The organism is Rhodococcus marinonascens NBRC 14363, assembly GCF_001894885.1.
GTDB lineage: Bacteria > Actinomycetota > Actinomycetes > Mycobacteriales > Mycobacteriaceae > Rhodococcus_F > Rhodococcus_F marinonascens.
Window position 1 is genome coordinate 135,087 of sequence record NZ_BCXB01000001.1, and the last position, 24,264, is coordinate 159,350.

Here is a 24,264-nt window from a genome sequence, read left to right on the forward strand (position 1 = left end):
CTCCTTCAGCCTGACAGTTCGGGGTCCTGCTATCGGCTCGGTACGTACCCGAGGTTCTTGTCTACGATGTTCTCCAGAGGGCGGCCTGCCACCCAGCGTTCGAAATTGTCGGTGAACACCCCAACGAGCACATCGCGCCATCCGGCGAAATCACCCGAATTGTGAGGTGTGATGAAGACATTCGGCATACTCCACAACGGATGGTCGGGTGCGAGGGGTTCGGCGTCGAACACGTCGAGCGCGGCGCCGGCGATGGTTCCGGACTCGAGCGCGGCGACCAGGTCGTCGGTGCGGACGAGTTCGCCGCGGCCCACGTTGATGAACCGTGCGCCCGGCTTCATCGCCGCGAATGTTGCGTCGCGGAATATGTGCCGGGTCTGTCCGGTGAGTGGTGCGACGGCGACGATATAATCGGCGCGGGCGAGTTGCTCAGGGAGATCTTCTGTGGCCGTGATCGTTCCGAAGTCGGGGTCGGCGTTGCGTGCGCGGCGACCCGATCCGCTGACCTCCATACCGACCGCCCGGAGTAGGCGGGCGGTCGCACGACCGATGGGGCCGGTGCCGACGATCAGTGCAGTGCGCCCCGCGACGCGCTCGGATTCCCGGTGCCGCCAGGTGTGGGACTGTTGCAGGCGGAGAGAACCCGGTAGATCCTTCGCGAAGGAGAGGATCTGAGCGAGGACGTACTCGGCGATGGCGCCGTCGAACACGCCACGCGAGTTCGTGATCGTGACGTCGCTGTCGCGAATTTCGGGGAACATCACGGGATCGACCCCCGCGCCCGCGATGTGAAGCCATTGCAGAGAACCTGCAGCGTGCCAGGCCCCCGGGACCGCATCGGTCTGGAAGTCGTACAGGAAGAGGACATCTGCGCCGTCGAGGGCACCGCTCAGTCCCGCCTCATCCGTGTAGCGAACCTCGGCACGGGCCGCAACCGGTGCCATGAGTTCGTCGCTCGGCGGGACGTGGGCATGAAGCACCGCGACGATCGGGTTCCGACTCACGTTGACACCGTATGAGTATCTCGTATGATTGTCAACAATCTTAGAATGCACGGGTGCGGCCGAAACGAAGGTGAGGCCTGGTGTGGAACTGAACATTCCCGAATTCGAAGGGCCTCTCGCTCAACGGGGAATCGGAATCATCGCCCCGTTCGATTTGGCGCTCGAACGAGAATTGTGGCGATGGGCCCCGCTGGAAGTAAGCCTGCATTTGGCGCGCACCCCGTACGAACCCGTGCCCGTCAGTCTCGAGATGGCAGAACTAGTCTCCGAACCACGACACATCATGACGGCAACCCGCGACGTCCTGCACGTCGAACCCGAGGTCGTGGCCTATCTGTGCACATCGGGGAGCTTTATCAAGGGCCTCGAATTCGAGCGGGCGCTGTGCGACGCGATCTGCGAGGCAGGCGCCCCGCACGCCGTGACGACGTCGGGTGCGCTGGTCGAGGCTATCGAGCACCTCGGGCTGAGCAAGCTGTCGGTGATCACACCCTACGACGCGCCGCTGACGGAACGGCTGCATTCGTTCCTCGAAGAGGCGGGCACCGAGGTCGTTCGCTCAGATCACCTTGGGCTCGGCGGCGGCATCTGGAAAGTCAACTATCGCACGATCGCCGAGCACATCATCGCCGCGGACGATCCGAATTCGGAAGCGATCTTCGTCGCCTGTACCAACCTGCCCACCTACGACCTCATCACTCCGCTTGAACGCGAACTCGGAAAACCGGTGCTCACCGCCAACCAACTCACGATCTGGGCCTGTCTGGGCCGGATGAAACTTCCCATGACGGGGCCCGGCAGGTGGCTCCATGACGTTTTCTGACATCAGCCATCACAAACGAGGAAAGAGGAGAATGCATGACCGGCACACCGACACCCACCATCGGATTCATCTACCCTGATCACGCCGCCGAGGACGACTACCCCTTCGCCGCGCAGATACTCGGAGTGGATCTGCCGGTCGTGCACATCTATGGCACCGACCTGCACGCCGTGCCCGAATTGCTCGACCTCGGGAGTCCCGAGAAGCTTGCCGGTGGGGCGGCACTCCTCGCCGGCGAGAAGCCGGACGCTGTCGTGTGGGCGTGTACGTCGGGCAGCTTCGTCTACGGCCCCGACGGTGCGAAGCAACAGTCGGAGAGCCTCGCCGAGGTGACCGGCGTGCCCACATCCAGCACCAGTTTCGCGTTCGTCAACGCCCTGCACGCGCTCGGTATCACCCGCGTGGCCGTGGCCGCGAGCTACCCGGCGGACGTTGCGAGGCTGTTTGTGGAGTTCCTAGCCGCCGCCGACATCGAAGTGCTGTCGGTGTCCAGCGCAGGCATCGAAACCGCGGCGGAGGTCGGTCTGCTCAGCCCGGAACGCGTCGTGGAACTGGCAGTGCGCAACGACCACCCGGACGCGCAGGCCCTACTCATCCCCGACACGGCCATGAGGACGATGGGGGTGGTGGGTAGTCTCGAGCAGCGCCTCGGCAAGCCCGTCCTCACGGCAAACCAGGTGACCATCTGGGAAGGTCTGCGTCTTGCGGGCCACACGGCGGTGCAACCGTCGTTAGGAACCTTGTTCGAGAGAGGCAACAGTCATGGCTCTGACTGACCTGGAACCCGCCAGTCGTCAATCGACCGCCGAATTCATCGCGGACCGCCTGAGAGCCGCCATCATGAAGGGTGCGCTCGAGCCAGGCGCCCAACTGGGCGAGGCGGAACTGGCCGCGCATTTCCAGGTCTCGCGTGGACCGCTGCGCGAAGCCATGCAGCGACTCGTGTCCGAGGGCATACTGCGCAGCATCCGTCACCGCGGGATCTTCGTGACGGAGTTGTCCCTGGACGACGTCGTCGACGTGTACCGCAGCCGATCGGTGATCGAGCGCGGGGCACTCGAGATGATCCTCGCCGACGGGCGGAGGGAAGCTACGTATGTGGCGCTCGAATCCACAGTGCTCGCGATGCGCTATGCGGCCGAACGTGGCGACGCCGCGGCTGTATCGGACGCCGACCAGCAGTTCCACCAGATTCTGGTGGAGAGTTCCTCGAGCCCACGACTGGTTCGCGCAGCAAGGACGCTGCTGATCGAGACCCGGATGTGCCTGGGTGCGTTGCAGACCACCTATGACGACATCGGTGAACAGGCGGACGAACACGCGGCCCTGCGCGAGGCGATCCGGACCAGTACGCCCGCGAAGGTGCAGCGGATGCTTGCCGAGCATCTCGACGATGCCGTCCAGCGCCTACGGGCCGATCAGAAGACTCTGTCGTCTTAGCCTAGTTAGCCCGAGTGCACCGATTCGTTGATGTGGTCGTCGAGAGTTTCGTTGTGTGGCATAGGACTGGAGGTGGACGTGGTTGAGCGTGCGACCTGACGTGTCGGGTTGTTCCACTGGGCCTTTCGCGTCGAGGCGGGTTGCGCCATGCTGTTTCCCACGGCCAGCGTGTGGGTAGGTGCAACGACAGGCGTCGGGCGGACAGTGGATCGGTGGGCTCGGGCTCAACAACCGGCCCTGCGAAACCCTCGGGTGGAAGACACCCGCCGAAGTCGTCAACGAGCAGCTACTTTTTGTTCGCCAAACCGGTGTTGCGGCGACCCCCTTGAATTCGCCCCGCACGCCGCGATCCGAATGTTCGGTGATGCCCCGTACAGCGTTGTCACAACCAGAAATTCGGCGTGCGTTCGACCGAGACCAGAGTCCGGCGGTTAGCCTCCGACGGGCTAGTGTCCGGTACCGATCGCCAGTTTCTTGAAATGGAAGAAGCTCGAAGTGAAAAACGCTGACCCGGTTGGTTCCTCTGAAGCAAGAGATGAACGTGGATCAGCACAGCACGGTGCATCGTCACCCGACGGTCAGGGGGCGCGTCGCGCGTCTCACCATCGCGGTGGTCACCGCAGCGATGGTGCCCGGTATCGCCGGGATAGGGGCGGCGGTAGCGGATACCGTCACCGACACCGTTCCGGTCGGGAGATTCCCGGAGGCGGTGGCGATCACCCCGGACGGGTCCCGTGCCTACACCCCCAACAATAACGACGATACGGTGTCGGTGATCGACACCGGCACCGACATGGTCACCGCGACCGTCCCAGTCGGAAGTTTCCCGATCGGGGTGGCAATCACCCCGGACGGGTCGCTCGGCTATGTCACCAACAGTAGCGACTCCACTGTGTCGGTGATCGATACCGGCACCAACACCGTGATCGAGACCGTCCCGATCGGGGACGGGCCGAGCGGGGATACCACGAGCGAAGGCCCGATCGGGTTGGCGATCACCCCGGACGGGTCCCGCGCCTACGTCAGCAACTTTGTCAGCGGGACGGTGTCGGTGATCGCGATCGATACCCAGCTCGATTCTCCCATTTACGGTTTGGACGGCCGGGTTCTCGACATCGTCGATGACGGAACGGTCAGTGGCACTCCTGTGCAGATGTGGGACCACACGGGCGCGGAAAACCAGCAGTGGAAGAAGATTGGGAATCAGATCGTCAACCCGCACACCCAAAAATGCTTGGACGTGGTCGAAGCGGTCAATGGCTCTGATCCTTTCCCCAATGGTGCACCGATACAGATCAGCGACTGCGGAAGTCAGACGAGCGAGCAGTGGCGGATGGCCGACGAGGTCACCGACGGCAACCCGGTCGGTGGCGCAATCATCAACATTCCGAGCGAGAAATGCCTTGATGTGACCGACAACGTATCTGCCAACGGGACCCGGCTGCAGCTCTGGGACTGCACCGGAGCGTTCAACCAGCAATTCAACTTTCCCCCTTCCACTGAGCGATAACCGATGAGCGATAAGCGATACCGCCGGCAGGACGTTTCGCGTCTACGACTCAACTGCGACTACTCATCGCCGCTGCTGATCCAACTCCCCGACAGCCAGACGGCCGACCACCTCGGTCAACAGGTCCACACCAGCGCAAACGTCTTCGTCAGTCGTGAACTCGTGCTCGTTGTGCGAGATTCCGTCGACGCTCGGCACGAACAACATCACCGTCGGAACGACATCCTTCAAGTTCACCGAATCGTGCCCGGCGACCGTCATGATCTGGCGGTATGTCAGCCCCAGGTCGTCTGCGGCGCTCATGGAAAGTTTCACACCTTCCGGCTGATAGCCGGCCACGCCCCAGGAGTGCGCGGTGGCCTTCTCGATCCGCACCCGGGCGCGGGTTTCGATCTCGGCGAAGCGCGCCATCAATCGCTTGTTGGCGAGGTCGACGACCGACTCGTTCGGCGATCGCACGTCGAGGTTCATCCGTACTTCACGGGCGATGACGACGGGGGAGTTGGGCTCGATGGTCATCTGGCTCACCGAGGTGTGCAGCGGCGCGTCCGAGAACTCCTCGGCCAACTCGCGTGCCGCGACCACCAGCAGGGAGGCCCCGAGCAGCGCATCCTGCCGATCGGGCATTGTCGTCGATCCGGTGTGTGACTGATCTCCGTGGATCACCAGTTCGTATTTTTGGGCTGCCCACGTGGAATCGACTACACCGATGGTGATTCCGTCGTTCTCGAGGTTTCGGCCCTGCTCGATGTGGATCTCGGCAAACGCCGCGGCTCTCGGTCCCGCACCCGATCCCAGACACCCGATCCCGGACAGCGCGTCTGCGACCGAGACGCCGTCGCGATCGGTGGTCGACAACGCTCGCTCGACATCGAGCTTGCCGGTGAAGACAGAACTCCCCATCATGCTCGGCTTGAACCGGCAGCCTTCCTCGTTGAACCAGTTGACCACCGCAAGATTGTATTTCGGCGCAATGTCGCCGGCACGCCACTTCTGCGCGATCCGGTGTGCGGCGTGCGCCGAGGCGAGTACGCCGTACGCACCGTCGTAGCGGCCGCCGAGCGGTTGGCTGTCCAAATGGGAACCCGTCAGCACGTACGGGGCGTCGGGATGGATCTCGAGTAGACCGAACTGGTTGCCTACCCGATCGCATTCGACACGAAATCCGCGGTCGACGAGCCACTCGGCGAGCCACGCCCGCTGGGCCGCGTCCTCGGCGGTGGCAGCCTGGCGATCGACGCCGCCGCCGGATGTCGCACCGAAGTGTGACAACTGGTGGAAGTCCGCGATCACGGACCGGTCCAGATCGCTCTTGCCGGCAGTGGTCATCGTGTGGATACCTCTCTGGAGTGGGTCGGTCACCGCGTATCCCATCGTCCGGGAGCGGAGTCGAGATAGACGCAATAGTGTTGCAATTCAAGAGAATCAGTGCTTCAGGCCCTCTTCGGCGACACTCCATCGTGGTGCGATGATGCCGCCGGCAAGGGCGATCACGCCGATGAGGACGAGGATGGTCGCTGCGGGCCAGAGGTGGTCACCGGTGACGGTGAGGATGGCGGTCGCGATCAGCGGTACGAACCCGGATGCCATACCAGCAATGTTCGACGAGATGGATACCCCGCTGTATCGGATTTTCGCGGGAAACAGGCTGGTGAGTACCGCCCCGCTGACTGCGTACGGATAGGAGACGGCGGCAACGCCCACGGTCATACCGAGGACGACGAGCACGGGTTGTGCGGTGCCGATCGCCCAGAAAACTGGGAAGGCCAGAACTATCGTTGCGATTGCGCCGCCGATCACGATGCGGCACGAGCCGAATCGTGTGCCCAATCTTCCCCCGGAGATGATGACAGGCAACTCGATCACCGCGGCAATGACGGTGGCAAGAAGAAGCATCGACGCACCCAGACCGAGAACCCGTTTGCCGTAACTGATGATAAATGTCGTGATCAGGTAGAAGCCGCCAGTTCCGATGAACATGATCGAAGCACCGACGAGAAGTTGCCGCCACGACCCGACGAATACCTGGCGGAGAGGGGCTTCCGCAACGGCGTCTTCCTTCTGCAAGGCTTCGAATTCGGGGGATTCCTCGAGTTGATTTCGAATGACGACGGCAACTCCCAGCAAGGGCAGAGCCAACAGGAAGGGAATGCGCCAACCCCAAGAATTGAACACGTCTTCGGACAACACGGCCGCTGTCACGAAGAATGCTCCCGAGGACAGAATCGTCCCCACCGGCGATCCGAGTTGCGGGATGGATGCGTACTTCGCTCGTTCTGCCGGCGAGGCGCACTCGGCTGCGATCGTGACCGCGCCACTCCACTCACCTCCGACGGCCAAACCCTGCAACACGCGCAATACGACGAGCGCGATCGGGGCTATGACACCGATCGAGTAGTAGTTGGGCAGCAGTCCGATCAGGACAGTGGAGACCCCGATGCCGACGATGGTCGTCATCAGTATTTTCTTGCGGCCGACCCGGTCCCCGAGCCAGCCGAACAGCAGTCCACCCACCGGTCGCGCAACGAATCCGACCGCCAGGGTGCTGAACGACGCCATTGTTGCCGTCAAGGCGTTGTCGGAACTGAAGTACTGCACGTTGAATACCAGCGCAGCCGCCGTGGTGAACAGAAAGAAGTCGTACCACTCCATCGCCGTTCCCACGAACGCCGCGAAAGCCACTCTCCGCGACGTGTCGCGCGGAATTGGGGCCTTTCCGCCAACCTGTACGGCGGCCGAGGTGTTCATAGAACGCCGCCCGGGAAACCCCCGGCTTTGGCCGGGGGGAGGAAAGGGCGGTCATCAGATGTTGCGTCCGACATGGCTACTCTCTTTTTGTGTCGGTGGTGTCGGCTAGGTTTCCGGTCGTGGATGCGCGGTATAGGGCAGATCGTTCAATGGGCGTTTCGTCAATGAAACCCCACCCGGAAGTGGGAGGAAATCGTAATCTGCCTCGAAGAAGGGCCTAAATGTTGTGTATGTGCATAATGCGGCGTCGACGGAACAGCCGTGTCAGCGATATACGATGCCGGCGCGTTGCCTCGATTCTAGAGTGGGAGATCTGAGCGAAACCTGAGTGACGACTCGCGCGAAAGGAACTTCTCGTGAGAAACCTCGCCAAACGGAAGCAAGAGAGTCTGCCGCGCTGGCGTGAGCTGATTTCGGGCGCCGTGCGCGAGGTCGATGACCTGGTCACGATCTTCCTCGACGAGCTCGAGTCTGTCGAGGCCTATCAATCGGGCCTTGTGACAAGGGAGGATCTCGCAGATTCTGCCCGCGAATCTATTCGACTGATACTCGAGGCGGTCACCGCCGGACCGGAGACGACTCGGCTCAGTTCGCTTTCCTTGGAATTGGGTCGGCAACGCGCCCGACAGGGAATCCCGGTTGAAGATCTGGTGGCTGCGATCCGTCTCGACTTCGGCATCCTGTGGTCGTCGCTACTCGAACGCGCAAATTCGGCGGATATGGCGGTTCTCGCATTGCACGTCGACAGCCTTTGGGCGGCGGTCGACAACCATGCTCGCGCGGTTCACCAAAGCTATCTCGAAGAGAAGGCCGCGATGGCCGCTTCCACCCGCGACGAACAGCAGACCTACCTGGCGGAACTGTTCGGCCCCGCACCCCTCGTCCCGAGCAAGGTCGAGCAGGTTGCCCGCGCTCTGAAGGTTGACTCCGACGGCATGTTCCGCGTCGTCGTCGCAGGCCCCGAGTCGTCCCAGATGGTGCACCGAATCGCGAACACTCTCGCCGCCAGGGGCGAACATATCTTTGTTCTCAATCAGTCGGGCCGCGTGGTAATTCTGTGGCCTGCGCCGCGACCGCATACCCGGGGACCCGAGACACCGTACCGGCAACTGCAGGACATCGCCGGCGGAATGGTCCCGGCAGCTCCCGGTCTCGCGGCTGTGGCTTCGGCCGCGAATACCGCACACGAGATTTTTCGGACCATCCGTCCCGATGAGCACGGACTGCGGACGCTGACAGACGCGTGGACGAGAGTCACCAAGAGCCGACTCGATGATCAGGCGGATTTTTCGGGTCACCTACTGTCCGGCCTCGCCGCGCTCACCGACGAGGAACGTGACCGGATCGCCGAGACCGTGCGGGCCTACCTCGCGACCGGAAGCGTCACCGACACTGCAGCGCAACTATTTTGTCATCGCAACACCGTGCTGAACCGGCTCGGCAGATTCGAGAAGCTGACGAGCCTGGACGTCACAGTGCCCGAGCAAGCCGCCTTGGCGCTGCTTGCGTTGGCGTGAGGTGTGCACCACGCGAGTGCGAGCGACCCCAGTGTCTACTACGAGCCCAGTGTCCATTACGGGCCCAGTCGCCATCACTCCAGGTATCGGAGGACTGCGAGGACACGCCGGTGGTGTCCATCTGAGGTCGGTAGGTCGAGCTTGGTGAAGATGTTGCCGATGTGCTTCTCCACCGCGCGCTCGGTGACATGCAGCGCCGCGGCGAGTGCACCGTTCGACAGACCCTGGGCCATCAGCCCGAGCATCTCGCGCTCGCGCGGGGTGAGTCGGTCCAAAGCCTCGGCCTTGCATCTCGATCCCATCAATTGGGTCACCACCTCCGGGTCGAGTGCCGTCCCACCGGACGCGACCCTCACGAGGGCGTCGACGAACTCGCTGACATCGGCTACCCGGTCTTTGAGCAGATATCCAACCCCCGCTGCTTTTCCGGCGAGGAGTTCTGAGGCGTAACGAGTTTCTACCCACTGCGAGAATACGAGAACGCCGATATCGGGAAACCTCCTGCGCAGCGCGACAGCCTCCACGAGCCCCTCGTCGGTGAACGTCGGAGGCATCCGGATATCGACCACCGCGACGTCCGGTCTGTGTTCGGCGACGGCGGCGCCCAGGGCGTGGGCGTCGATGGCGATCGCCGCAACCTCGTGACCACGTTCGATCAGCAGCTGTGCCAGGCCGTCCCGGAGGATTGCATTGTCCTCGGCGATCACGATCCGCATCAGAGGGCTCCGTCGACGGGGAGGAACAGGGTCGCGATAGTCGGGCCGCCGACGGGACTGTGCACGGACAGTGTTCCGTCCACGGTGGAGGCTCGCGTCTCCAGCCCGGACAGTCCGCTTCCCGCCCCCACACGCGCACCCCCGGTGCCGTTGTCGCGCACCGTAACCGACAGGGTGCCGCCGTCAGAGGTCGCCGACACCCACGCTCGGGTGGCGCCCGAGTGACGAGCGACGTTGGTAAGTAGTTCGGCCACAGTGAAGTAGGCGATGACTTCGATACCCGGAGAGGGTCGCGACTCGACGGACACTGTGAGTTCTACGGGGATCGCGCAGCGCGCAGCCAGGGTCTCGAGTGCCGGGGCGAGGCCGAGATCGAGGGCCGGGGGATGGATGCCCCGCACCAACTCTCGCAACTCGACGGGGGTGTCCTTCGCTGCAGAGTGCGCGCTGTGCACCAGATCGGACGGGTCCTGCCCGGCGGCCAGCCGCTCTTCTGCGCGGCCCAGCGTCATAGCCATCGCCACAATGCGGGCCTGGGTGCCGTCGTGCAGGTCACGCTCGACGCGTCGCAGCCGCGTCGCCGAGTTTTCGACGGCTGCAGTTCGACTGAGTTCGAGTTCTTCGACGCGCGAGTCACGTCGTGAGGGACCGAGTAGGGCGTGGATGAGGGCGCGGTCGAGTGCGGCGAGTCCTCGTATCGGCCACGGCGCGATCAACAGGAAGCCGATACCTATCGCGGACACCAGCAACATCTGCGGCCAGGTATCGAAGTAGATGTTTCCGATCTGGATGATCGAATGCCGCTCAGCCCCGGTCGAGTCGATCTTGGTGATGGCGAGCAACCGCCACAGGATCGGCGAGATCGTCAGGTACAGCGCGACTGCAGCGAACACCAGCGCGACCAGGGCCGCGGCAAATCCGACGACGCCCTTGATCAGCACGAACATGATCGCTCGCCACGCCGTGCGGTCTGTGAGTCCGGAGCGGACGAATCCGATGACCCCCGGACGCGGTGTGAACTGGGGTGGTTCGCCGACCGTGGCGCCCATCAGCGAAGTGGCCAGACTCCGGTGAACGTAGCCGAAGCCTCTGGCGCTGACGACGACCGCAGCGAGCAAGGGAAGCCCCACCAGGGTGACGGCGAGCCCTAGCCCGATCCCGAGCCCCACAGCGAGGTATATGAAGCCGGCGAGCGCCCCAACGGCGGTGACGGCGAGGTAGGCAGCCTCGCGCCACGTCTTCCGGAGGAACTCGACCAGTGGCGATATCGGAGCAGAAGTCTTGCTCATGTGTACAGGTTTTCACCTCGGACTGCACCGTTCGAGGAGGTGGACAGGTGAGTCGGGGGTGTGGTTGCCCACACCCCCGCGAACAGTCACCTACATGTTCAGATGGACTGCGCGTCCCCGAATGTCATCGGCAGGTCGGGAATCGAGGACGTGATGAGTGCCCGCTTCGGCAACCCCAGCGACCGCAATTCGTCGGCGATGGGGTGAGTTCCCAATTTCAACTCCGCGCCGCCGGGCCGCGTGCGAACCCCGGTGGGATTCATGTCCCAAGTGGTGACCCTGGTGACGCCGTCGAGATGCGAGTAGGCGGCGAGTGAGGTGTTGGTGCCCGAACCAGGCACCGAAATACCAGGTTTCACGCTGAGTTGCGCGATCAGGCGACCGTCCTGGCTGACTGACCCGCGTTTGACCGCACCACCGTGGTCCACGTCGAATTCGGCCAGGACCTTCGGGAAACCCCAGATGCCTCGGCCGGCGGCGAGGGTGAACTCGCCGTCGACCGGCAACTGATGGATCAGCGCACCCGCCCGGCCCTGCGTCAGCGACCTCAGATCCTGTGCGACCGATGTGCTGTCGGCGCGGTGATCCCGGACGAGGAACACCAACCCGAATTCGTTGTACGGGCCGAGGTCGCCGTCCACATAGTCGACGAACACGAGGACGCATATGCCGCGACCCGGTCGGAATTGCAGGATTTCGAGACCGGTGTAGTCGATCAACGACTGGGCGGCGGCGGTCGGAACCGAGTACATGGCCATGAACGCCGACGCCTGCCGAATCTCCACCGGCATGTCGACCTGTTTGCCGAGCACCTTGTGCGATGTCATGGCGTGACCACTCCTCGCAGACCGTCGGCGCCGTAGACCGGTTCGAGCATCGACCTGAAGTCGGGTCCGCGGCGCAGCATCTGGCCACCGTCGACGTTGATGATCTGGCCCGTGATCCACGTGGAGTCGGGGCCGAGGAGGAACTTCGCGAGCGCCGCGATGTCGGTGACCTCGCCGACCCTCGCGATGGGTGTGTTCGCCAGGTAGTCCTCCAGGATCGGGCCACCGTCGGTGATGAGCGCGACGAGGTCGGTGCGAGTGAGTCCGGGACGGATGCAGTTGACACGCACGTTGCTCGCGCCGAGTTCGTCGGCGGCGAGTTGCACGAGGTGATCCACCCCCGCCTTCGACGGGCCGTATGCCCCGAACCATCGGTGTGTGTTGCTGCTCGCGATCGACGATATCGCGACGATCGACCCTCCGCCCGCGGCCACCAGAGCGCGGGCCGAATGCTTGATCGTCAGCATGGTGCCGGTGATGTTGAGGTCGACCGTACGACGCCACGCTTCGACGTCCAGTTGGGTTACGGGAGCGATTGTCTCGTTGCCGCCCGCGCAGGCGACCACACCGTCGAGTTGTCCGGTACGCTCGGCCGCCTGTGCGACCGCCCGGATCATGTCGTCTTCGACGGTTACGTCGGCGACTACGGTGTCAACACTGCCGGCGGGGTTGCCTTCGCCGATTTCCCGCGCCGTCTTCGCGAGTTTCTGTTCGTTGCGACCACAGATGGTGACGTGGACGCCCTCGGCCGCCAGGACTGTGGCGACGCCTAATCCGATGCCACTCCCGCCGCCGGTGACGAGTACGGACTTCTTCGCGAGTCCATTGCTGCCGTTAACGCTAATCATGCACACCTCCGGGTGGTTGAACTCGGGTCTAGAACTCGGGTCTATTCGTACCGCTGGTCTATTCGTACCGCTGCGTCATCGTAGGAACACGTTCTATTATCGGGGCACGATTCGTGGGATTCAATGCCGAGGAGTATCTCGGTCAAGGAGTATCTCGATGGGGGACAGGCCGGAATTCGATCTGCTCGACGGACGCTTCTACTCGGGAGGATTAGGCGACACCCACCGGGCCTACGCGTGGATGCGGGCCCACGAGCCGGTGTACCGCGCAGACGGAATCGTCGGCGCCGCATCCTACGAGGCCGTACTCACCGCCGAACGCGACCCGGAACTGTTCTCGAATGCGGGCGGAATTCGGCCCGGGGTGGGCCCGCTGCCGCAGATGATCGACATGGACGACCCGCAGCACCTGCAGCATCGTCGCCTCGTCAACGCCGGTTTCACCCGCAAACAGGTGGAAGCGAAGGTCGGCCGGATTCGGGAGATCTGTGACCATCTCATCGACGCGGTGTGTGAGAAGGGCGAGGCGGATTTCGTACGCGATCTAGCGGCACCGCTGCCCATGGCGGTGATCGGCGACATGCTCGGTGTACGCCCTGAGGAACGCGACACGTTCTTGCAGTGGTCCGACGATCTGATGAACGCGCTCGGCAGTAACGTCACCGATGCGGAATTGCAGGCGCAGATGGACGCCTACGCAGCGTTCAACGAGTTCACGCTCCGCACCATCGAAGAGCGACGACAGAACCCGACAGGCGACCTCACAAGCATCCTCGTGCACAGCGAGATCGACGGGCACCGGCTCAGCGATGAGGACATCGTCGGCGAAACCCTGCTGATTCTCATCGGTGGTGACGAGACCACCAGGCACGTCTTGAGCGGCGGGATGGAACAGCTCATGCGCCACCCCGACCAGCAAGCACGCCTGATCAGCGACGCCGCTGGAATCCCGGCGGCGATTGAGGAGATGCTGCGCTGGTCGTCACCGATCAAGAACATGTGCCGCACGGTCACCCGCGACGTCGAATTCTTCGGAACCGAACTGCACGAGGGCGAGAAGATGATGCTGCTGTTCGAATCCGCGAACTTCGATGAGAAGGTATTCGAGAATCCCGAGGTCTTCGACGCGGAGCGGTCACCGAACCCACATGTCGCGTTCGGCTTCGGCACTCACTTCTGCCTCGGGAACCAACTCGCCCGGCTCGAAGCGAAGATCATGTTCGAGCAACTGCTGTCGCGGCTGCCCGGCATGATGCTCGTCGACAATGGTCCGCTACGGCGTCGTCCCGCCAACTTTGTGTCGGGACTCGAGGAGATGCCGGTCAAGCTGAGCGCTGTGCATTAGTCGGTGTGGTCGCCTACTCGGGGCCTCCGACGTTCATCTGATCCGGATGGGCGCCGACGCGGACGCCGCCATCGAGCGCCTCGATCTCGCTGAGGTCCTGTTCGCTGAGTTCGAAGTCGAACACGTCGATGTTCTCGCGGATCCGTGAGTCGTGGACCGACTTGGGGATGACGATCAGGCCGCTTTGCAGATGCCAGCGAATCATCACCTGAGCCGCGGACTTGCCGTGTCGGTCGCCGATGCGTGTGATGATCGGTTCGGTCAGAAGGGTATTCGGCTTCGAGTCCTTGCCCCAGCCCGAGTTGCTGGTGCCGCCGAGCGGACTCCACGATTCGACGACGATGCCGTGGTCGGTACCGAAGTTCCGAATGTCCCGCTGAGCGAGATGCGGATGTAGCTCCACCTGGTCGATCGCGGGCACAGTGCCTCCGTGGTCGATGAGTAACTGCAGGTGGCGGGGTTCGAAGTTGCACACACCGATCGCCTTGGCCCTCCCGGACTCGGCGATCTTCTCCAGTGCGTCCCACGTACGGAGAATGCGGTCGTCGTCCTGCATCGGCCAATGGATCAGATAGAGGTCGACGTAGTCGACGCCGAGGCGTTCGAGGCTGGTGTCGAAGCCTTTCAGCGCCCGCTCGTATCCATGGTCGGCGTTCCACAACTTCGTCGTGAGGAAAATGTCCTCACGAGCGACGGACGAGGTCGAGATGCCGCGGCCGACACCCTCTTCGTTGCCGTACGCGGCGGCAGTGTCGATGTGCCGATAGCCTGCCTCGTCGAGGGCGAACCGGACAGCGTGCTCGGTTTCGTCGTTGGCGGCCTGCCAGACTCCCAGTCCGAGCTGCGGGATGACGGTTCCGGAATTCAGCACAATGCGGGGTACTTGGTGGTTCATGCAGTCCAGGCTATCGACTGTCGGGGGTGTGCGCGGAACCGGCCGAGCCTGGCATCATGCCCAGATGACCCAAATTCGGCTGCTGGCGTCCGACCTCGACGGGACTCTCTTGCGCTCGGACCGGGTGATCTCGCCGCGTACCGCGCAGGCGATGGAGGAAGCGCGGCAGGCGGGCGTCGAGGTTGTGTGGGCGACCGCCCGAGCCCGCCACTCGGTGCACGAGTTGGCGCAGTCGTGCGGGTTTCGCGGCAAGGCGATCTGTGCGAATGGTGCTGTGGTCCTCGATCTCGCCGACGGAACCCCGGTGATCACGGCGACGACCACCATCGCGATGGCGTCGGCAGCAGTGGCGATGAACCGGGTGCGGGCGCTGATGCCGGGGGTCGTGTTCGCCAACGTCGGTCCCACTCGTTTCGTCGCAGAACCCGCCTACGCGGCGCTGTGCGAATTCGCCGACCACCATCGGCATCCGCACGAGATGACGTTGTCCGAACTGTTGCCGTCGATGGAAGAACCCCTGGTCAAGATCGTCGCAAGGCACCCGGAAGTGCCGGGTGTCGAGCTGTATCGGGCCACATTGGCAGCGGGCGTCGAGGGTATCGAAGTCACCCACTCCGGTGCGCGGTACATGGAGATGGCCGCATCGGGTGTTTCGAAAGCGAGCGCCCTCGCCGAACTTTGTGCGGTCGAGGGCATCGGCTCATTCGAGGTCGCGGTGGTGGGTGATGCGATCAACGACGTCCCGATGTTGATGTGGGCCGGAACTGCGCTGTGTCCCTCGAACGCGATTCCTGAGGTGCAGGCGCTGGCCGACCGAATGCTGCCCAGCAACGACGAAGACGGAGTCGCGAGCTACCTGGAGGAGTTGGTGGGCGTAAAGCGGGCTACAGCCCAGCAGTGATCGCCAGCCCCGGGAGATACTCCCCCGGCTGGCCGAATAACTGCGCGGCGCCGTGGGCACGCTTGAAGTACAGCTGTGCGTCGTGTTCCCACGTGATGGCGATGCCGCCGTGCAGTTGGATGGTTTCGGCCGCGACTTGCTGCAGTGCCTCCGAGCAGTACACCTTCGCGATGATGGCGTCCTCGTGCGTTCTCGACAGTGCCGCTGCGTACGACATTGACCGGGCTGTCTCGACCAGCGCGTACATGTCGGCCATGCGGTGCTTGAGCGCCTGGAACGAACCGATCGCCCGTCCGAACTGCTTGCGTGACTTCGCGTATTCCACTGTCTGTTCGAGAGCCGCGGACGCCGCGCCCACCTGTTCGGCTGACAGGGCGGTCAGCGCCACCGCACGCAGTTGGTCGACGAGGCCGGCGGGGGACGCAAGTGTGCGTGCCGGGACATCGTCGAAGCTCACCTCCGACAGCGCCCGCGTCGGGTCCATCGTCGGCACGCGCCGACGCCTCACACCGTCCGCCGCCGGATCGACCTCGAACAGTCCGTCGGCGGTGAGCACCAACAGCGCGTCCGCGATTTCGCCGCCCAGAACGTACGACGCGGTCCCAGACAGCCTGCCGCACGCCGTCGACACGCCGAAACCGCTCCAGCCTCCCGGATTCGCCCAGCACAACGCAGCCACCGAGCCCGCCGCGATGCCGGGAAGGAGGCGAGCGCAGGCATCGTCGTCGCCAGAGAGCAAGAGGGCCTGGGCGGAGAGAACGGCGCTGCCGAGCATCGGCGACGGCGCCAGCGTCCTGCCCAGCTCTTCCTGCACCACATGCACTTCCAGTAGCGACGCACCGACCCCGTCGTACTTCTCCGGGATCGCGAGCGCGGCGACGCCGATCTGTTCGCACAACGTTGTCCACAGGACTTCGTCGTAGCCGTGCTCGGTGGTCATCGCCCGGCGGACTGCGGCCGAGTCCGAACGCTTGGACAGCAGATCCCGGACTGACGACCGGAGCGCGGCCCTCTCTTCGCTCTCGAATGTCATGACGCACCCACCAGTGATTCGACTACGCGGTCACGGTGGAATGCCGGCGTGCCCCAGGCGGTCACGAGCGCTCGAACCTTCGTCAGCCACAGCGACAGATCATGTTCCTGGGTGTACCCGATTGCGCCGTGCACCTGTAGTGCCACGCGGGCGGCGCGATAGGCCGCGTCCCCGCATGCCACCTTGGCGGCCGAAATGTCGCGGGACGCGTCTACGGAACCGTCGCGGACGGACAGCGCGGCGCCGTGCAGCAGCGGCCTCGACATCTCCAGCCCGACTGCGACCTCGGCCAGTTGATGCTTGATGGCCTGGAACTGTCCGATGACCCTGCCGAACTGTTTGCGCTGCTTCGCGTAGTCAGTGGTGACCTCGAGCAGGGTCTGCCCGAGCCCCTGCAGTTGGGCCGCGGTCGCGATGGCCCCCAGGTTGAATGCGGGCAGGAAGTCGCTCTCGCCCAACGCTTCCGACGCGGTGAGCGAGAACAGTCGCCGCGACTGATCCACCGACGCCCGGGCCGAACCCGGTTCGCCCAGCCGGATGGTCGAGCCGTCCGTCAGCAGGGCGAGATCGGCGGAGTCGGCATCGACCGCAAATGGCACGTGCGGCGGCGCCGCCACGGTAGCGAGCGATCCGGATGCCAACGCCGGCAGCCGTTCGGGTGCCACCTGTGCGAGCAGGGCGGGGGTGACGGCCAGGGTCTCGGCCACCGGACCGGGAACGGCGTGACGTCCGAGTTGTTCGACCGCGACCACGAGATCGACGGCATCGGCACCGAGTCCGCCGTGTTCCTCCGGGACGAGCAGTCCGTTGACGCCGGTTTCGGCGAGGCGCTGCCACAGCTCAAGGCCCGGTCCGGTGTCGCCGGTGTTCCACGCGCGGATCACCGTCGGCATGTCGGCCTTCGTCAGCAGCGCGTCGATGCTGGACGCGAAGTCGGTGTGAGTGGCGTCGAGTGCGAACCTCACCGGTCCCCCTTCGGTAGTCCGAGCAGTCGCTCGGCGATCACGTTCTTCTGGATCTCGTTGGTGCCGGCGTAGATCGGTCCGGACAGGGAGAACAGGTAGCCGTCCATCCAGTTGCCGGCGAGTTCCGCCGAGGCCCCCAATAGGTCGAGCGCGGTCTCGTGGGTGGCGATGTCCCACTCGGACCAGAACACCTTGTTGATCGACGACTCGGCGCCCAGTTGCCCGCCTTCGGCGAGGCGGGTGACTGTGCCGAACGTACTCAACTGATATGCGCGGGCACCGATCCAGGCATCGGCGACACGGTCACGCATCGCGGTGTCGTCGGCTCGCCCGGTGGCCTCGGACAGAGCCAAAAGACGATCCACCGTGGCCAGAAACCGGCCCGGACTGCGCAGCGATAGCCCGCGTTCGTTGGACGCTGTACTCATCGCGACACGCCAACCCTCGTTCACACCGCCGATTACCCCGGACTCACCCGGGTTCGAGGGGTCGTTCGGGACGAAGACGTCCTCGAGGAAGATTTCTGCGAAACCGGGTTCGCCGTCGAGTTGATCGATTGGCCGGACAGTCACACCCTTCGAACGCAGGTCGAACATGAAGTACGTGATGCCCCTGTGTCGCTGCGCTTCCGGATCGGAGCGAAACAGACCGAAGCCCCAGTCGGCAAAACTCGCCCGGGAACTCCAGGTCTTCTGCCCGTTCAGCACCCACCCACCGTCGACACGGCGGGCGGTCGATCGCAGTGATGCGAGATCGCTGCCGGCCTCCGGTTCGGACCACGCCTGCGCCCAGATGTCGTCGGCGCGGGCCATCCGCGGCATGATGCGGGCGAGTTGCTCCGCGCAGGCATGCTCGAACAGTGTGGGCGCCAGCAGGAAGATGCCGTTCTGGCTGACGCGCCCGGGGGCACCGGAACGGTAGTACTCCTCCTCGAAGACCGTCCATTCGAGCAGTGACGAATCACGACCGCCGAGTTCGCGTGGCCAGGACACCACCGAGAAGCGGGCATCGGCGAGCGTGCGCTCCCACTCGCGGTGGGCTTCGAAACCGTCGGCCGTGTCCATCGACGGCAGTGGCTTTGCCGGAACGTTCTTGCGCAAGAATGCCCGGACTTCGTCGCGGAAGGCGAGGGTGGCATCGTCGAACTCGAGGTCCACCTACTTCGCCCCTTCGCTCGAATTGCGAGCGCTGGCGGCCATGGACTTGGCGTCCATGCCACCGAGCGGATCGGTGTCGATTTCGGCGTTGTGCGCATGCGCGAAGTGATGCAGACCGAAGACGGAATCCATGCCGCTGCGCATGCCCATCTGGTCTTCGCACTGGTTGACAGCCTTCTTGGTCAGGGCGAGTCCGAACCGCGGCATCGCCGAAATACGTTCCGCTATCGCGAGCGTCTCCTTATGAAGATCCTGGCGAGGGACGACCCGGTTGACCATGCCCACCTCGTAGGCGCGTTGGGCGGTGAAACGATCACCGGTGTAAAGGATTTCCTTCGCGAATCGTGGCCCCAACATCCACGGATGCGCGAAGTACTCGACCCCGGGAATGCCCATACGTACGACTGGATCGGAGAAGAACGCGTCATCGGACGCCACGATCAGGTCGCAGACCCACGCCAGCATCAGGCCGCCGGCGATGCAGGCGCCTTGAACCATCGCGATGGTCGGCTTCGGGATCTCGCGCCAGCGACGGCACATCCCGAGGTAGACCTCCATCTCGCGGGCGTATCGCTGGTCACCGCCCGGCTTGTCGACGTGGTCCCACCACATGACGGCCTTGTTGTCGTAGTGGACGTGATGGTCGCGTCCGGGGGTACCGATGTCGTGGCCGGCGCTGAAGTGTTTTCCGTTGCCGGCCAGCACGATCACCTTCACGCCGTCATCCTCGACGGCTCGTTCGAATGCGGCGTCGAGGGCGTAGGTCATCACCGAGTTCTGGGCATTCCGGTAGTCCGGGCGGTTGAGCGTCACGAATGCGATGCCGTCGCGCACGTCGTAGGTGACAACGTCACCCTCGTCGGGGACCGTCATGATTTCTCCTCACGCAGAATGTTTTTCATTACTTTCCCGGACGGGTTCCGGGGTAGGGAATCGACGAACCGCACCGAGTGGGGGATCTTGAAATTGGCGAGGTGTTCCCGGCAGTACGAGATCACCTCGTCCTCGGTGATGTCGGTCCGGCGCACGATGAAGGCGTGTCCCACCTCGCCCATGCGCTGGTCGGAGATCCCGATGACAGCCGATTCGGCGACGCCATCGAGTCGGGCGAGAGTGTTCTCCACCTCCGCGGGATAGACGTTGAAGCCACCCGAGATGTACATGTCCTTGAGGCGGTCGGTGATGTCGATGTAGCCGCGGTCGTCAAGGGTGCCTACGTCGCCGGTGTGCAGCCAACCGTCCGAGTCGATGGTCTTGGCTGTTGCCTCGGGGTCGTCGAGGTATCCGAGCATCACGTTCTTACCGCGGACGAGGATTTCGCCCTGATCGCCGATGCGAACCTCCATCCCCGGGACGGCACGGCCCGACGTCGTGGAGACGGTGACGGGATCGTCGTCCGTTCGGCACATCGTGACCACCGCCGCTTCGGTCTGACCGTAGGCAGTGAGGACGGCGTCGAAACTCAGTTCGGACTGCATACGTTCGACGAGCGCCACCGGAACTGCGGCCGCTCCCGTGACCGCGATGCGCAGGCTCGACAGGTCGTACCTCGGGCGGTCGGGACGATCGAGAATCGATTGGAAGATCGTCGGGGCGCCCGGCAGAACGGTGATCTGCTCCGCGTGCACGGACGCCATCACCTCGGTCACGTCGAACACGGCCATGGGGACGATGGTCGCGCCGCTGAGCAGGCAGACCAGGATCCCGGCTTTGTACCCGAAGGTGTGGAAGAACGGGTTGACGATCAGGTAGTTGTCCCGCGACACGACCTCCGCGCAGTCGGCCCACGCCGCGGCGATGCCCACGGCTTGTCGATGCGCGCTCAGGACCCCCTTGCTCTTCCCGGTGGTGCCGGATGTGAACATCACGTCGGAGATGTCATCCGGGGAGACGGCCTCCGCGCGGGCGTCTGCCTCGGCTCGGGTGTCGTCGGCGGCGAGGGAGACGAAGTCGTCGAAGTCCAGCAAGCCGTAGGTTTCGGCGTCGTCGCCGTCGACCGGTATACGGATGACGGTGGGGATGTCGAGGGTCGGCGAGGCATTGCGTAGCAACGTGTAGCGGTCGGTGCCGAGGAACTTGCCCGCGACCACAAGTGCGGACGCCTTGGTGCGCTCGAGGATGTCGAGTGCCTCGGTGGAGGTGTAGCGCGTGTTGATCGGCACCAGGATGGCGCCCGCGTAGTGGGTACCCAGTGCCGCGATCACCCAGTGATACGTGTTCGGTGACCAGACGGCGACGCGCTCACCAGGTTGCACTCCGCGCGTGCAGAGAGCTGCGGCGAAATCGCGGACACGGTCTTGCAGTTGTGTGAAAGTCAGATGGATGCCGCGGTCCGCCACGGCGGTGAGTTCGCCGAAGTCGCGGGCGGCCCGTTTCAGCGCGGATGGGGTGGTTGTCGGCTGTTCGGTCACTGAGCTCCCTACCTAGCAAGTGCTTGGTAGGTTATCTTACAGACGTGGACCAGAGCGAGAGCCCCGACAAGCGGACCACCGACGGCGACTATTCAGAGGCTGTCAGGACTTGGTTGGCGGACAATCTGACCGGCGACTTCGCCCGACTCGGGGGCAGGGGCGGGCCGGGCAGCGAACACGAGTTCTTCGAGGAACGACTTGCTTGGGACCGGCACCTCGCTGCGGCCGGGTGGACCTGCCTCGGCTGGCCGAAGGAATACGGCGGCCGTGGAGCCACGTTGGCGCAGCAGGTGCAGTTCCACCAGGAATACGCGAAATCGGGGGCACCGGCGCGAGTCAGCCACATCGGTGAGGAACTGCTCGGTCCGACGCTCATCGCGTTCGGTACCGAGGAGCAGAAGCGCCGCTTCCTTCCCGGCATCAAGACCGTGACGGAACTGTGGGCGCAGGGTTACTCCGAACCGGGCGCGGGTTCCGACCTCGCCAACGTCGCGACCACTGCGCGACTGGACGGCGACAAGTGGGTGATCAACGGGCAGAAGATATGGACGTCCCTCGCCCATGTCGCCCAGTGGGCTTTCGTGCTGTGCCGCACCGAACCGGGTTCGAAGCGGCACCGGGGCCTGAGTTTCCTGCTGGTCCCGCTCGATCAGCCGGGCGTGACCGTCCGTCCGATCCAGCAGCTCACCGGCACGTCCGAGTTCAACGAGGTGTTCTTCGACGACGCCCGCACTGATGCCGACCTGATGGTCGGGGATCCGGGTGACGGCTGGCGGGTCGCGATGGGACTGCTGACGTTCGAACGTGGCGTCTCCACCCTCGGTCAGCAAATCGGGTTCGCCAGGGAACTTCAGGGTATCGTCGATCTCGCGAAAGCCAATGGCACAGAGACTGATCCGAACATTCGTGAGAAGATCGCCCGAGCCTGGGTGGGACTGCGCGTGATGCGGGCCCACGCCATGCGCACGCTCGAAGCCGTCGAAGCGGGGACCTCCGGCTCGGAAGCGTCCGTAGCCAAACTGTTTTGGGCCAACTGGCACCGCGACCTCGGGCAGCTGGCGATGGAGGTTCAGTCGGCGTCGTCGTTGCTCGCGCCGGTGCGCCCGACATCGGACGTCACCGACCCCGAACACCTGGAACTAGGCGATTGGCAGCGGTTGTTTCTCTTTACGCGTGCCGACACGATCTACGGCGGATCCAACGAGATCCAGCGCAACATCATCTCCGAGCGCGTGCTCGGACTTCCCCGAGAGGCACGACCGTGAACAAGCCCACCCACCCCCCGGTGACAGAGCCCACCCACCCCCCCGCGACAGAGCCCACCCACCCCCCCGCGACAGAGCCCACGCCGGCGAATTCACCACTTGCTACTGCTCCCGTCGAGACCCCGGGGCACGACCTGTTGAAAGGCAAGAAGGTCGTCGTCACCGCCGCGGCCGGAACGGGTATCGGGTTCGCCTCTGCGCGCCGGGCGCTACTCGAGGGCGCCGACGTCCTGGTATCGGACTGGCACGAGCGCAGGCTCGGGGAGACGCGGGAGAAGTTGGCGGCGGAGTTCTCCGGGCAGGTGGTCGAGTCGCTGGCGTGCGATGTGTCGAGCACCGAACAGGTGAACGCCCTGATCTCCGGTGCAGCCGAGAAACTGGGCCAGATCGACGTCCTGATCAACAACGCCGGGCTAGGCGGCGAGACGCCTCTCGTCGACATGACCGACGAGGAGTGGGACCGAGTCCTCGACATCACGCTGAACGGAACATTCCGGGCCACCCGCGCGGCATTGCGCTACTTCAAAGGTGCCGCGCACAACGGTGTCCTGGTGAACAACGCGTCCGTACTCGGCTGGCGGGCACAGCATTCGCAGGCGCACTACGCGGCAGCGAAGGCCGGGGTCATGGCTCTGACCCGCTGCAGCGCGATCGAGGCCGCGGAGTACGGCGTACGGATCAATGCCGTCGCCCCGTCGATTGCCCGGCACGCGTTCCTGGCCAAGGTGACCAGTGAAGAACTCCTCGACGCACTGGCGTCCCAGGAAGCGTTCGGCCGGGCCGCCGAGGTGTGGGAGATCGCCGCGACCATCGCCATGCTCGCCAGCGACTACACCACCTACCTCACCGGCGAGGTGGTGTCGATTTCGTCGCAGCGTGCGTAGGCGATCTTGCCACCGTCAATTCGGTCCGATACCTAGCAAGCGCTTGGTTGATAGGATGAGACGATGACTCCACCCCAGGGCAACGTCGACTCGGCAGTCAAGACCGGGCGTAGGGCCGAGTTGCTCGAGATCGCGGCCGGGCTGTTCGCCGAGCGCGGCCTGCGGGCCACCACTGTGCGTGACATCGCCGACGCCGCCGGCATTCTGTCGGGCAGTCTGTATCACCACTTCGATTCCAAGGAATCGATGGTCGACGAGATCCTACGGGGCTTCCTCGACGACCTATTCGGCAAGTACCGCGAGATCGTCGCATCCGAACGCGACAACCGCGCGATGCTGGAGGCGCTCGTCACTACGTCCTACGAGGCGATCGACGCGTCGCACTCCGCCGTCGCGATCTATCAGGACGAAGTGAAGCACCTCGTCGCCAACGAGCGCTTCGCCTACCTGTCCGAACTGAAAACCGAGTTCCGCGAAATGTGGATGGGTGTGCTCGAGGCCGGGGTGAAGGACGGCAGCTTCCGGCCCGACATCGACATCGAACTTGCCTTCCGGTTCCTGCGCGACACCGCCTGGGTGTCCGTGCGCTGGTACCGGCCCGGTGGCTCGGTCACGGTCGACACTGTGGCCAAGCAATACCTCTCGATCGTCCTCGACGGGCTAGCGAGTCCGTCATAGCCCTCGAC

The 24,264-nt window shown here is 64.2% G+C and carries 23 protein-coding genes; 10 read left to right on the forward strand and 13 right to left on the reverse strand.

Annotation, left to right across the window (positions count from 1 at the left end; translation table 11 throughout):
* Positions 1 to 29 precede the first annotated feature (29 nt).
* Positions 30 to 1,004, reverse strand: coding sequence for a D-2-hydroxyacid dehydrogenase (locus RM2_RS00655; protein ID WP_072687183.1), 975 nt, complete (start codon positions 1,002 to 1,004; stop codon positions 30 to 32).
* Between the two features lie 82 nt (positions 1,005 to 1,086).
* Here RM2_RS00655 and RM2_RS00660 point away from each other — a divergent pair, with 82 nt between their 5' ends.
* From RM2_RS00660 to RM2_RS24350, 4 genes are all read left to right on the forward strand, one after another.
* On the forward strand, positions 1,087 to 1,827 hold the full coding sequence (locus RM2_RS00660; protein ID WP_072686921.1) for a maleate cis-trans isomerase family protein: 741 nt from the start codon (positions 1,087 to 1,089) through the stop codon (positions 1,825 to 1,827).
* Positions 1,828 to 1,862: 35 nt separating this feature from the next.
* Entirely contained in the window at positions 1,863 to 2,603 is a 741-nt protein-coding gene (locus RM2_RS00665; RefSeq protein WP_072686922.1) for a maleate cis-trans isomerase family protein, read from the forward strand.
* Entirely contained in the window at positions 2,590 to 3,267 is a 678-nt protein-coding gene (locus RM2_RS00670) for a GntR family transcriptional regulator (protein WP_072686923.1), read from the forward strand. The genes RM2_RS00665 and RM2_RS00670 overlap by 14 nt, the downstream gene beginning before the upstream one ends.
* A gap of 541 nt (positions 3,268 to 3,808) precedes the next feature.
* Positions 3,809 to 4,777: an RICIN domain-containing protein gene (locus tag RM2_RS24350; RefSeq protein ID WP_245813674.1), complete on the forward strand. Its 969-nt coding sequence runs from the start codon at positions 3,809 to 3,811 to the stop codon at positions 4,775 to 4,777.
* A 63-nt stretch (positions 4,778 to 4,840) separates the two neighbouring features.
* Here the strand turns inward: RM2_RS24350 and RM2_RS00680 are convergent, their stop codons facing one another.
* Positions 4,841 to 6,106, reverse strand: coding sequence for a M20 family metallo-hydrolase (locus RM2_RS00680; protein WP_072687184.1), 1,266 nt, complete (start codon positions 6,104 to 6,106; stop codon positions 4,841 to 4,843).
* A gap of 96 nt (positions 6,107 to 6,202) precedes the next feature.
* On the reverse strand, positions 6,203 to 7,525 hold the full coding sequence (locus RM2_RS00685; protein ID WP_072686925.1) for an MFS transporter: 1,323 nt from the start codon (positions 7,523 to 7,525) through the stop codon (positions 6,203 to 6,205).
* A gap of 356 nt (positions 7,526 to 7,881) precedes the next feature.
* On the opposite strand from RM2_RS00685, the gene RM2_RS00690 reads away from it, so the two are divergent.
* On the forward strand, positions 7,882 to 9,042 hold the full coding sequence (locus RM2_RS00690; protein WP_072686926.1) for a PucR family transcriptional regulator: 1,161 nt from the start codon (positions 7,882 to 7,884) through the stop codon (positions 9,040 to 9,042).
* Between the two features lie 74 nt (positions 9,043 to 9,116).
* Here the strand turns inward: RM2_RS00690 and RM2_RS00695 are convergent, their stop codons facing one another.
* The 4 genes from RM2_RS00695 to RM2_RS00710 all read right to left on the reverse strand — a co-directional run bounded on the left by RM2_RS00695 (position 9,117) and on the right by RM2_RS00710 (position 12,722).
* Positions 9,117 to 9,758, reverse strand: coding sequence for a response regulator transcription factor (locus RM2_RS00695; RefSeq protein ID WP_072686927.1), 642 nt, complete (start codon positions 9,756 to 9,758; stop codon positions 9,117 to 9,119).
* On the reverse strand, positions 9,758 to 11,047 hold the full coding sequence (locus tag RM2_RS00700) for a sensor histidine kinase (RefSeq protein ID WP_072686928.1): 1,290 nt from the start codon (positions 11,045 to 11,047) through the stop codon (positions 9,758 to 9,760). Before RM2_RS00700 ends, RM2_RS00695 begins: the two co-directional genes overlap by 1 nt.
* 98 nt (positions 11,048 to 11,145) lie before the next feature.
* Complete coding sequence (locus RM2_RS00705; RefSeq protein WP_072686929.1) at positions 11,146 to 11,874, reverse strand: acetoacetate decarboxylase family protein; 729 nt, start codon at positions 11,872 to 11,874, stop codon at positions 11,146 to 11,148.
* Entirely contained in the window at positions 11,871 to 12,722 is an 852-nt protein-coding gene (locus tag RM2_RS00710; RefSeq protein ID WP_072686930.1) for an SDR family oxidoreductase, read from the reverse strand. Before RM2_RS00710 ends, RM2_RS00705 begins: the two co-directional genes overlap by 4 nt.
* Before the next feature lie 157 nt (positions 12,723 to 12,879).
* Between RM2_RS00710 and RM2_RS00715 the strand changes: the two genes are divergently transcribed.
* Complete coding sequence (locus RM2_RS00715; protein ID WP_072686931.1) at positions 12,880 to 14,067, forward strand: cytochrome P450; 1,188 nt, start codon at positions 12,880 to 12,882, stop codon at positions 14,065 to 14,067.
* Positions 14,068 to 14,080: 13 nt separating this feature from the next.
* On the opposite strand, the gene RM2_RS00720 is transcribed toward RM2_RS00715, so the two are convergent.
* Positions 14,081 to 14,962, reverse strand: a complete 882-nt coding sequence (locus tag RM2_RS00720) for an aldo/keto reductase (protein WP_072686932.1) — start codon at positions 14,960 to 14,962, stop codon at positions 14,081 to 14,083.
* Between the two features lie 64 nt (positions 14,963 to 15,026).
* On the opposite strand from RM2_RS00720, the gene RM2_RS00725 reads away from it, so the two are divergent.
* Positions 15,027 to 15,863: a Cof-type HAD-IIB family hydrolase gene (locus tag RM2_RS00725; protein WP_072687185.1), complete on the forward strand. Its 837-nt coding sequence runs from the start codon at positions 15,027 to 15,029 to the stop codon at positions 15,861 to 15,863.
* Here the strand turns inward: RM2_RS00725 and RM2_RS00730 are convergent.
* Genes RM2_RS00730 through fadD3 form a run of 5 tightly spaced genes read right to left on the reverse strand, consistent with a single transcriptional unit; the run spans position 15,847 to position 21,429 of the window.
* Entirely contained in the window at positions 15,847 to 16,896 is a 1,050-nt protein-coding gene (locus RM2_RS00730) for an acyl-CoA dehydrogenase family protein (protein WP_072686933.1), read from the reverse strand. The two genes, RM2_RS00725 and RM2_RS00730, sit on opposite strands and share 17 nt — an antisense overlap.
* On the reverse strand, positions 16,893 to 17,861 hold the full coding sequence (locus tag RM2_RS00735; protein ID WP_072686934.1) for an acyl-CoA dehydrogenase family protein: 969 nt from the start codon (positions 17,859 to 17,861) through the stop codon (positions 16,893 to 16,895). The genes RM2_RS00730 and RM2_RS00735 overlap by 4 nt, the downstream gene beginning before the upstream one ends.
* On the reverse strand, positions 17,858 to 19,018 hold the full coding sequence (locus RM2_RS00740) for an acyl-CoA dehydrogenase family protein (RefSeq protein WP_072686935.1): 1,161 nt from the start codon (positions 19,016 to 19,018) through the stop codon (positions 17,858 to 17,860). Before RM2_RS00740 ends, RM2_RS00735 begins: the two co-directional genes overlap by 4 nt.
* Positions 19,019 to 19,891, reverse strand: coding sequence for an enoyl-CoA hydratase (locus RM2_RS00745; protein ID WP_072686936.1), 873 nt, complete (start codon positions 19,889 to 19,891; stop codon positions 19,019 to 19,021).
* Complete coding sequence (gene fadD3 / locus RM2_RS00750; protein ID WP_072686937.1) at positions 19,888 to 21,429, reverse strand: 3-[(3aS,4S,7aS)-7a-methyl-1,5-dioxo-octahydro-1H-inden-4-yl]propanoyl:CoA ligase; 1,542 nt, start codon at positions 21,427 to 21,429, stop codon at positions 19,888 to 19,890. The genes RM2_RS00745 and fadD3 overlap by 4 nt, the downstream gene beginning before the upstream one ends.
* A gap of 44 nt (positions 21,430 to 21,473) precedes the next feature.
* Here fadD3 and RM2_RS00755 point away from each other — a divergent pair, with 44 nt between their 5' ends.
* From RM2_RS00755 to RM2_RS00765, 3 genes are all read left to right on the forward strand, one after another.
* Positions 21,474 to 22,694 carry an acyl-CoA dehydrogenase family protein gene (locus tag RM2_RS00755; protein WP_072686938.1) on the forward strand — a complete coding sequence of 407 codons (1,221 nt, stop codon included), beginning with the start codon at positions 21,474 to 21,476 and terminating at the stop codon, positions 22,692 to 22,694.
* Between the two features lie 20 nt (positions 22,695 to 22,714).
* Entirely contained in the window at positions 22,715 to 23,578 is an 864-nt protein-coding gene (locus RM2_RS00760; protein WP_072687186.1) for an SDR family oxidoreductase, read from the forward strand.
* A gap of 63 nt (positions 23,579 to 23,641) precedes the next feature.
* Entirely contained in the window at positions 23,642 to 24,256 is a 615-nt protein-coding gene (locus RM2_RS00765; protein ID WP_072686939.1) for a TetR/AcrR family transcriptional regulator, read from the forward strand.
* Positions 24,257 to 24,264: the final 8 nt, after the last annotated feature.

Excerpts from the sequence above, each read along its gene's own strand:
- RM2_RS00705 (WP_072686929.1), bottom strand. The coding sequence starts at position 11,874 with ATGACATCGCACAAGGTGCTCGGCAAACAGGTCGACATGCCGGTGGAG.
- RM2_RS00725 (WP_072687185.1), top strand. The coding sequence starts at position 15,027 with ATGACCCAAATTCGGCTGCTGGCGTCCGACCTCGACGGGACTCTCTTG.
- RM2_RS00745 (WP_072686936.1), bottom strand. The coding sequence starts at position 19,891 with ATGACGGTCCCCGACGAGGGTGACGTTGTCACCTACGACGTGCGCGAC.
- RM2_RS00670 (WP_072686923.1), top strand. The coding sequence starts at position 2,590 with ATGGCTCTGACTGACCTGGAACCCGCCAGTCGTCAATCGACCGCCGAA.
- RM2_RS00715 (WP_072686931.1), top strand. The coding sequence starts at position 12,880 with ATGGGGGACAGGCCGGAATTCGATCTGCTCGACGGACGCTTCTACTCG.
- RM2_RS00665 (WP_072686922.1), top strand. The coding sequence starts at position 1,863 with ATGACCGGCACACCGACACCCACCATCGGATTCATCTACCCTGATCAC.
- RM2_RS00700 (WP_072686928.1), bottom strand. The coding sequence starts at position 11,047 with ATGAGCAAGACTTCTGCTCCGATATCGCCACTGGTCGAGTTCCTCCGG.
- RM2_RS00710 (WP_072686930.1), bottom strand. The coding sequence starts at position 12,722 with ATGATTAGCGTTAACGGCAGCAATGGACTCGCGAAGAAGTCCGTACTC.
- RM2_RS00765 (WP_072686939.1), top strand. The coding sequence starts at position 23,642 with ATGACTCCACCCCAGGGCAACGTCGACTCGGCAGTCAAGACCGGGCGT.
- RM2_RS00685 (WP_072686925.1), bottom strand. The coding sequence starts at position 7,525 with ATGAACACCTCGGCCGCCGTACAGGTTGGCGGAAAGGCCCCAATTCCG.
- RM2_RS00695 (WP_072686927.1), bottom strand. The coding sequence starts at position 9,758 with ATGCGGATCGTGATCGCCGAGGACAATGCAATCCTCCGGGACGGCCTG.
- RM2_RS00730 (WP_072686933.1), bottom strand. The coding sequence starts at position 16,896 with ATGACATTCGAGAGCGAAGAGAGGGCCGCGCTCCGGTCGTCAGTCCGG.
- RM2_RS00720 (WP_072686932.1), bottom strand. The coding sequence starts at position 14,962 with ATGAACCACCAAGTACCCCGCATTGTGCTGAATTCCGGAACCGTCATC.
- RM2_RS00680 (WP_072687184.1), bottom strand. The coding sequence starts at position 6,106 with ATGACCACTGCCGGCAAGAGCGATCTGGACCGGTCCGTGATCGCGGAC.